Origin of the sequence: Mycolicibacter sinensis (genome assembly GCF_001667945.1) — a bacterium.
Lineage (GTDB): Bacteria > Actinomycetota > Actinomycetes > Mycobacteriales > Mycobacteriaceae > Mycobacterium > Mycobacterium sinense_B.
Map to the genome: position 1 here is coordinate 1 of NZ_LZJK01000158.1, position 8,944 is coordinate 8,944.

Sequence of the window (8,944 nt, forward strand, 5' to 3'; positions counted from 1 at the left end):
GCGTTCAACATGACTCGTTGATCGCAACGCGTGAACCACGCCAGATCCGAAGTCCACCACTCCCCGGGACGCTATCGGTCGGGCTCGATCGTAAAGACCAGTTCGTCGCGAACTTGCGTATTGCGCTGGTAGCGATCTTGGGTCTCGACTTGAGCTGCGGCGACAGATATTCGGTGGCTTTGGGCGCCGTGGACCAGCGCATCAATTAGTCGGAGGGCGCGTTCGCGTGGTTCTCCGGTGACCTGGAAAGTGTTGCTGTCGTTGAGCTCGGTGGCCGGCGCGGTATGCACGCCGCTCTTGCGTGCCCGGGGCCGCAGTGCTGCCACATGCCAGCGGGGGATGGGCTGGAGCCGCAGGAGAACGCTGTGCTGCTCGTTGATCCTTGCGGGCTGGCAGGCTACCCGGTGCTCGGCCGGAATCCGGTTGTCGCGTTCCGCGCGCGCCAGACGACGACGAATGGTGGGGAGATCGTCAGGCGCCACTGTCAGACCGGACTTTCCGGCCTGGCGCAGTGCCTCGATGAGCTGCTCGGCGACACCGAGCTTCGGCGTATTAGTAGAGGTCGAGCGCGCGCCCGGCCCGCCAGCGTCGCCGCTGGTCATCGGAGGGGCTGCCGGTTCTGGCCGGGGCAAGCGACGGCGCTTGTGAGCGGATCGGGAGCGTCGGCGAACGAATGGTTGATCCGGAAACGCGCCGTGCTCCAGATAGTACGTTCCTGCCGGCTCGATCGTCCCCGTCCAGTTGGCGCCGTGGCCTTTGACCCGAGCGAGGCCGCGGCTGGCAAGTGCACGGGCTGACGTTCGATGTGCCCAGCCGGTGAAGACGCCTTCGGGGCAACCCTCATTGATCCACTGCAGCACCTTGAACTGGGCGTCGGTCAGGGGTGCGTCGTGAGCGACCATGAATCCGATCCTGCCTGGTGTTTCAGCGCGTGGGGTCCCGATGGAACAGGCAGTCGGTGGGGTCATAGACGGGCGCTCACGATCCCATCAACGGCACTCCCCGGATCAATCAACCTCGGCGACTTCACCATCTACATCGACACAGCGCTGCTGAAAGTCGCGGGATTCGAACCGCAACTACACCCTGGATTGTGGGGAGCCGTCGAACCCCTGCGCACAGCCACCGTCGACATCATCGGCGTGATCGTCACATTCCAGTCGGCCCGGACCCCGAGGCCGACCGATTCTGAACGCTCTGGCAGCCCCAAACTCAAGGCACCAAAGCAAAATGACCTAACTCGGGAGAATCCGCCAAGTGGCGGCTCGAGTCCGACTGGCAGCACTGTAAAACCACTGATAGAGGTGGTTTCTGGTCTTCGGGATCGGCTGGCAAGCCCGCTCACCCCGGTGTCGCTCCCTGCGCGCGGGTGGGATCGAGGGCGACGCCGGCGCGGTAGCCAACTCGGGCGAACGCAGCACTTTCACACTGCGCTTGCCACCTACGGTTACGACGGCGACGAGCAGGACGGCCAGTGCGCCCAAGATGCTGCCCGGGCTAGTGGTCGGTGTCACTGAGTGCGGTTGACAGTTCACCGTGCGGGCGGTGCGATCGCCGGCGGCGAAACACGACTGCTGCGGCTGTGACGAGGCTGATGATGATGCCGGCTGTTGTGAGGGCGGCGGGCGAATGGAAGCTGTGGGCGGCGGCCCGCCAGTTTGCGCCGATGGCGTAGCCTGCTGCGGCCAGGACTGCCGTCCAGGGCAGGCAGCCGAGGAAGGTGTAGACGCCGAAGCGTAGTGGCCGCATGCCGGCCAATCCGGCTGGAAATGAGATGACGCTGCGGATAACCGGTAGTAGGCGGCCGAAGAACACTGAGGCGGCACCGTAGCGGGTGAACCAGCGTTGTGCGCGTTCGAGGCCCGCTTGGCCCACCCATCTGTGGTGGCCCCAGCGGCGCAGCGCGGCGCGGCCACCGTAGCGTCCTGCCGCCCAGCCTAGGTAGCTGCCGACCACATTGCCGCAGGTGCCGGCCGCGATCACCAGGGGAAGGTCCATGTGTACGCCGGCCACGGCGCCGCCGGCCAGCGCTCCGCCGAGCAGCATGGTGACTTCGGAGGAAATCGGGATTCCGGCAGACTCGGCCACCATCAGCGCAAAGACCGCGATAACGCCGAAGCTGACAATGAACTGCTGCATAAATCCTCTTTCTTGAGCGCCCCCATACGCCGTGGTAGGAGGTGAGCCGCTGTGCGGTGAGGCGGCGGGAGATGGCGCCACCACGCTGACGACAATACATGCAATTATTGCTATAGTTATATGAGATGTGCGATGTGCTGTGTTTCTGGTTCGTCGAGCAGGGGGAGTAGGGCTGTACGGGTTCAGTCACACCCCGCGATCTAGCAGCCGCAGTCGTCGCCTCGCCAGGACCGGAACCCTTGCCAGACTGCGATGGCGGCCACGCCGAGTCCGATGACGGGGTCGAGCCACCAGCCGGTAGGCCAATTGGCTGTGACCGCCAGACCAACCAGCACCGCAGCGGCTTGAATGGCGCACAAGTAGTTCTGCGCGCCCTCACCTACGGTGGCCGCCGAGGCCAATCGTGCGCCGAGGCTGCGCTGGGCTCGGCCCAAGACCGGCATGATGAGCAATTCTGCTGCGGCCAGGACGATCCCAATCATGCTGGCTTCGGCGTGGTGTTCACCGAACAGATGCCGAAGCGATTCGGCGATGATGTAGGGCGTCATCAGCCAAAACGACACCGCCACACCGATCTGAGCACGTCGCTCTGCGGTCTCTGACAGGATCCGCGAACCGGTGAATCGCCAGATCACCACAGCACCTGCCAACCCCTCGGGCACACTGCCCAGCGCCCACGCGGTCAGGGCGATCGAGCCAGCGGCCATTCCCTGCCACAAACCCACCACTCCTTGAAGAGTGACGAACACCAGGCTGACGACGGCCAGCCGCCGCGCCCAGCCGGCGCGGGCGCGCCATTGGGCGTCGTGGGGGACCGTGGCCGCGTGGCCCGACTCGCCGTGGCAAGCATCGTCACACGCCTCGATGGGAAGATTGCCGCCCTGGCCGGAGGCGGCCGCTAGGCCCGAAGGGCTTGGGGACTGTTTGCGCGCCGCTGTGCTCGAAGCGTGGTCGTGCGTATGGACTGCAGCCGGTTTAGCGGTCGCGGAAACACCGGCCCCGCGCTCATCGGGGAGCGGTGACTTCGCCGGTAAAGGGTGCTGATCATTCTCACGAGCAGGCTCTTTGCACATTGCGCTGGTGTCGTCCTTTCCGTGCACCTGTTGAGCCGGGACGCCGTGTTGCGTCGTCGCCGACGACGCGCTGGCACACCCGGTCGCGCCTGCCGGCCGCACCCGAATCCGGCAAACAAGAGATATCAACATATCACGATGTATGCACATGATTGAAAGGTTCGCTCCCGCCGCGATGCAGTCAGTGGGGATCGCCAGGTTGACGCCGCGCCGCCTGCGGGTGCTTGCGACGGGCTGCGTCGTGGGCGGCGATCCCGGTCGTGAACGCTCGGGCCCGCGTGTATCGGCCGCTCTCCTCGGCGTGGCGACCGCCGCCGGGTACCCCGATACGTCGGTCAGCCCTCGCGGGCACCTCTACTGGCGTGCTTCCTAGCGGGGACCCGCCGCCGAATGTTGACACATAGTCATATTGCGATATATTCATATATTGAGGCGGGTGAGCTCGCTGAACAGTGCCCAGAGGGCTGGACAAAAAGGAGTGGCTAATGCTTCCGCACGGACTGTTGGTTAAGGCGGCCGGAACGGTGTTCACCGGGCTGGTCGGGGTGAGCGCGTACGAGGTCGTGCGCAAGGCGGTGGGTACGGCTCCGGTGCGCCGGGCCACGGTGGCGGTTACTGAATTGGGTCTACGGGGAACGCGGCGTGCTGAGGTGGCTGCGGAGTCGACGCGGCTCAAGCTGGCCGATGTGGTCGCCGAGGCGCGCGAACGTATCGGCGAAGAGACCGCTCCGCCGGCTGCCGCCGCGAACCACGACCACGACCACTGATCGCGGACATGACTGTTGTGGACGACCCCGCCGTAGAAATCCTTTCCGATGCGGCGGGGCGCATACGGGTGCATGTTCCGTGGGTGCGGTCGAACTCGCGGCGTGCGGTGGCGGTCGAAGAGGCCGTCGACAGACTGGCCGGGGTTCGGACGGTGCACGCCTATCCGCATACTGGATCGGTTGTGGTGTGGTACTCGCCCAAACGTGGTGACCGCTCGGCGATCCTGGTGGCGATCGCGGCGGCTAAAGACGTGGCTGCCGAGCTGATTCCGGCCCGCACGCCCCGCTCGGCCGATGTCCGCAACACCGAGGTCCTGCGTATCGCGATCGGTGGTGTTGCGCTGTTCCTGCTCGGTGTGCGCCGCTATGGGTTCCGGCGCCCGCCCATGCTGGGCGCCAACGGCCAGCTGATCGCCACCGGTGCGACGGTGTTCATGGGATATCCGTTCTTCCGCGGTGCGCTGCGCTCGCTGCGGTCCGGTCGCGCCGGCACCGATACATTGGTGACGGTGGCGATTGTGGCCAGCATGGTGTTGCGGGAGAATGTGGTCGCGCTGACGGTGTTGTGGCTGCTTAATATCGGCGAGTACCTGCAAGAGCTGACGCTTCGCCGCACTCGCCGGGCCATTGCCGATCTGCTACGAGGCACCGCCGACACGGCCTGGATTCGGCTTGCCGACGGCAGCGAGGTCCAGGTTCCTATCGACACCCTGGAGATCGGCGACGAAGTCGTCATCCACGATCATGTCGCGATTCCCGTGGACGGGGAAGTGGTTGACGGCGAGGCGGCGGTGGATCAGTCGGCGATCACCGGTGAAACATTGCCGGTCAGCATCGTCGCCGGCGCAACGGTGCGCGGCGGTTCGGTCGTGGTGCGCGGGCGCCTGGTAGTGCGCGCCAGTGCCGTGGGCAGCGACACCACGATCGGGCGCATCATCGCGCGTGTGGAAGAGGCACAAAATGATCGGGCGCCGATCCAGACGGTGGGGGAGAACTTCTCGCGCCGATTTGTGCCGATCTCATTCATTGTGTCCGCGGCCACGTTGCTGCTCACCGGGGACGTCCGGCGGGCGATGACGATGCTGTTGATCGCGTGCCCGTGCGCGGTGGGGTTGTCCACCCCGACGGCGATCAGTGCCGCGATCGGCAACGGGGCGCGGCGGGGCATTTTGATCAAGGGTGGATCGCACTTGGAGCAAGCGGGCCGGGTGGACGCGATCGTGTTCGACAAGACCGGGACATTGACCATCGGACGCCCGGTGGTCACGAACATCATCGCGCTGCATAAGGATTGGCAACCCGAGCAGGTGCTGGCTTATGCGGCCAGCTCCGAGATCCACTCTCGTCATCCGCTGGCCGAGGCGGTGATCCGCTCGACCGAGGAGCGGCGCATCATCATTCCGCCGCACGAGCAGTGCGAGGTGCTGGTGGGCTTGGGGATGCGGACCTGGGCAGACGGCCGGGTTCTGTTGCTGGGCAGCCCCTCGCTGGTGCGCTCAGAAAAGGTGCGGGTCTCCAAAAAGGCCACCGAATGGGTGAGCGAGCTACGCAGTCAAGCCGAGACTCCGCTGCTGCTGGCCGTGGACGGCACGCTCGTCGGCTTGATCAGTCTGCGTGATGAAGTACGCTCTGAAGCAGCCGAAGTAGTGCAGAAATTGCGCGACAACGGAATTCGCCGCATTGTGATGCTCACCGGCGATCACCCCGAGACCGCCGAGGTCGTCGCCGGCGAACTGGGAATCGACGAGTGGCGCGCTGAAGTGCTGCCCGAGGACAAACTCCAAGTGGTACGTCAACTGCAAGACGAAGGGTATGTCGTCGGGATGGTTGGCGACGGCGTCAACGACGCGCCCGCACTGGCGACCGCCGATATAGGCATCGCCATGGGTCTAGCCGGAACCGATGTCGCCGTCGAGACCGCCGACATCGCGTTGGCCAACGACAACCTGCAGCGCCTGCTCGACGTGCCCGACCTGGGTGCACGCGCGGTCCAGGTGATCCGGCAGAACTACGGCATGTCGATCGCGGTCAACTCCCTCGGTCTGCTGATGGGCGCCTGCGGTGCTCTCTCACCGGTGCTGGCCGCGATCTTGCACAATGCGTCCTCGGTTGCAGTCGTTACCAACAGCTCCCGGCTGATTCGATACCGTCTGGCCAACGGGCAGTCGCCGGGTACCAACAGACAACCGCCGACCGTAGCCATCGAGACTCGGCCGGAGGCCCTGGCACTTCCCGGCGGTCAATAACCGCACCCGCGGCCGCGCACCCGCACAGCGGGCCACGCGCGGACACCACCGCCCAATGGTCTTGCCGCCGGCGTTCACACCGGCGGCAAGACCCAGGCCACACCGCCAGTGCAGTCACAACAACAACCGGTTTCAGCGCTGACTTCAGTGCGCCAGCTCGGCCCGATCCTGAAGATGGCGCCCTGCCGGCCGTCGCTTTGCACCAGCGACATCGCAAGGAGAGGCTGGATTCCCATGTCCGATAAAGATTCTGATCACGCTATAGAGGACCCGCCGTGCCCTCAGTGCGGGTCCCCGTGTCGTCGGCGACTGCACGACGGAAAGCGGGTCCAGGAGTGCACGCGCTGCGGGTACCGCAACCCGGGTGTTCTCCAGCAGTCTTCCGGTCTCCCGCACCCAGGTCGTGCCACCATCAATGAATCCGGCTTACCAGCGAATCGGCCGGGGCTTCGCGACATCGTCAACCGTGAAGCACGGCTGTCCTGGCTCCTGGCCGTGGTGGCAGGATTGATTGGAGCAGCAGCCTTTACACATTCGGCCGGCTACTTCGTCACCTTCATGACGGGCAACAGTGAACGCGCTGTCCTAGGGTTCTTCCGCAACGAGCAGTGGCTATCGATCAGCGCCGCGCTGCTGCTGGCGTGTTTCGTCGGCGGCGTCGTGATCGCCTCACTGTGCCGACGACACCTGTGGCTCGCCCACCCACACGGCCCGACAGTACTGACAGCACTGTCTCTTACGGTGGCCGCGGTCGTCGACGTTGCCGTGGACGGATGGTCCACCAGCGAAGTCTCGTTCGTCCCTGTGCTGTTTGTTGCGTTCGGGATCGGAAGCTTGAACACCTCGTTCGTCAAAGCAGGTGAGGTGTCCATTCCCCTGAGCTACGTGACCGGAACCCTAGTGAAGCTAGGCCAAGGCATCGAGCGCCACATCAGCGGTGGACAGGCCACCGAGTGGCTGGGCTACTTCCTGCTATGGGCCAGCTTCGTCACCGGCGCAACAATCGGTGGCGCGATCAGCTTGGTAATCAGCGGATCCCAGATGATCGCGGCTGCCGCCCTCATATGCATGCTCACCAGCGGATACACCCATTTCCACGTCGACCGACGGGCGCTGCGCCAGCAGCGGTGACACCCCACCGATGTGCGCGGCTGTGGCACCGGACGGCCGACCCGGCGATTCCTGTTGCCTCACAGCAGGATCGTCGGTCACCCCCGCACGCACAGGAGCACCCTCATTGAGGGGTCCCCGGAGCCGGTGGCGACGGATACCCATTGAGGGGACCGACCACCTCCGCACGAGACGCACCACTTGCATATATAGCGAGTCATGCATATATTTCTGACATGGCTCCTCCTGACCCCGCGGCACCGCCCACGACCGGGCACGCACACGGGCATGCGTCGGCCGACAGTGATCGGCGATGGCTGGCCGGTGCGCTGTCAGTCATCACCGTGTTCATGCTGGGTGAAGTCATCGTCGGGGTGACTGCGGGATCGTTGGCGTTGCTCTCCGATGCGGCGCACATGCTGACCGATGCGGCATCGATCGCCTTGGCGCTATGGGCGATTCGGCTGGCCGCCCGACCAGCAATGGGATCGATGACCTACGGGTGGAAGCGGGTCGAGATCCTGTCCGCGCAGGCCAACGGAGTGAGCCTGTTGGTGCTGGCGGTGTGGTTGACCTACGAAGCCGTCCGCCGCCTGATCCAGCCGCCGCAGGTCACCGGCACCCTGGTGTTGATCACCGCGCTGGCCGGCATCGTGGTCAACGTCGCAGCGACGTGGATGATCAGCCGTGCCAACCGCGCCAGCCTCAACGTCGAGGGCGCCTTCCAGCACATTCTCAACGACTTGTTCGCGTTCATCGCGACGGCCGTGGCTGGGGTGATCATCATGACGACCGGGTTTGCCCGTGCTGATGCGATCGCCACCTTGGTAGTGGTGGCCTTGATGATCAGGGCCGGTATCGGCCTGGTTTGCGCGTCGAGCCGTGTCTTTTTGGAAGCGGCCCCCAAAGACCTCAACCCCACTAGCATTGGGCAGCAGATGGCCACCCGGGACGGCGTTCTGGAGGTCCACGACCTGCACATCTGGGAGATCACTTCCGGATCTCCGGCGCTGTCGGCACACGTACTGGTCACACCGGACAGCGACTGCCACGCTGTTCGGGCCGACCTGACCCGGCTGCTGGCCAGCGACCATGGGATCGATCACACCACATTGCAGGTCGATCACGCGCACCCCGAATCCGTCGGCTCGCCTCAATCGGGCATCGACGCCCACTGCCAGGACCCGCACGGCCGCCCGCATACGCCCGGACACCCCTAACAACAGGACGTCTCGATCATGGACACACTCGCGATAGCGCTCTACATCACCTTTGCAGCACTCGGTTTTGGATGGCGGAGCTGGTCGCAGCACCGCCGCTTCGGAACCACCGGATTTCGAGGAATCGGCGGGCGTCCGGGCTCGCTGGAATGGTTGGCGGGTGTCGGATTCGTCGTCGCCATGATCACCGGCATCGCCGGGCCCCTGGTGCAAGTCACTGGCGCGCTGTCCGTAGAGGGTGGCGACAATGCCGGCAACGGCGAGGACGGCGCCCGTCCCGCTGATCCACGGCGTGTCCAGTGCCTGGATCGGGGACAGCGCGCCAGTGACTTGCACCAGGGGCCCGGCGATGCCGGTGATCATGGCGACGACGAATCCGACACCCGCCA

7 protein-coding genes and 1 pseudogene are annotated in these 8,944 nt (G+C 65.1%); 5 read left to right on the forward strand and 3 right to left on the reverse strand.

What is annotated here, in order from left to right:
• Nucleotides 1–71 precede the first annotated feature (71 nt).
• The 3 genes from A5694_RS23785 to A5694_RS20850 form a co-directional block, all read right to left on the reverse strand.
• Nucleotides 72–902, reverse strand: a complete 831-nt coding sequence (locus tag A5694_RS23785; RefSeq protein WP_131809623.1) for a hypothetical protein — start codon at nt 900–902, stop codon at nt 72–74.
• Between the two features lie 595 nt (nt 903–1,497).
• Nucleotides 1,498–2,139 (reverse strand): DedA family protein, encoded by a 642-nt coding sequence (locus A5694_RS20845; protein ID WP_064924208.1) that lies wholly within the window; start codon nt 2,137–2,139, stop codon nt 1,498–1,500.
• Nucleotides 2,140–2,339: 200 nt separating this feature from the next.
• Nucleotides 2,340–2,906 carry a cation transporter gene (locus A5694_RS20850; RefSeq protein WP_428844291.1) on the reverse strand — a complete coding sequence of 189 codons (567 nt, stop codon included), beginning with the start codon at nt 2,904–2,906 and terminating at the stop codon, nt 2,340–2,342.
• A gap of 791 nt (nt 2,907–3,697) precedes the next feature.
• On the opposite strand from A5694_RS20850, the gene A5694_RS20855 reads away from it, so the two are divergent.
• From A5694_RS20855 to A5694_RS24350, 5 genes and pseudogenes are all read left to right on the forward strand, one after another.
• On the forward strand, nt 3,698–3,979 hold the full coding sequence (locus A5694_RS20855) for a DUF1490 family protein (RefSeq protein WP_064924209.1): 282 nt from the start codon (nt 3,698–3,700) through the stop codon (nt 3,977–3,979).
• Nucleotides 3,980–3,987: 8 nt separating this feature from the next.
• Nucleotides 3,988–6,225, forward strand: coding sequence for a manganese-exporting P-type ATPase CtpC (gene ctpC / locus A5694_RS20860; RefSeq protein WP_234787950.1), 2,238 nt, complete (start codon nt 3,988–3,990; stop codon nt 6,223–6,225).
• A 411-nt stretch (nt 6,226–6,636) separates the two neighbouring features.
• On the forward strand, nt 6,637–7,356 hold the full coding sequence (locus tag A5694_RS20865) for a YoaK family protein (RefSeq protein ID WP_064924212.1): 720 nt from the start codon (nt 6,637–6,639) through the stop codon (nt 7,354–7,356).
• Nucleotides 7,357–7,571: 215 nt separating this feature from the next.
• Nucleotides 7,572–8,555, forward strand: a complete 984-nt coding sequence (locus A5694_RS20870) for a cation diffusion facilitator family transporter (protein ID WP_064924210.1) — start codon at nt 7,572–7,574, stop codon at nt 8,553–8,555.
• Nucleotides 8,556–8,573: 18 nt separating this feature from the next.
• Nucleotides 8,574–8,944, forward strand: a pseudogene (locus tag A5694_RS24350) (hypothetical protein); the annotation flags it as partial.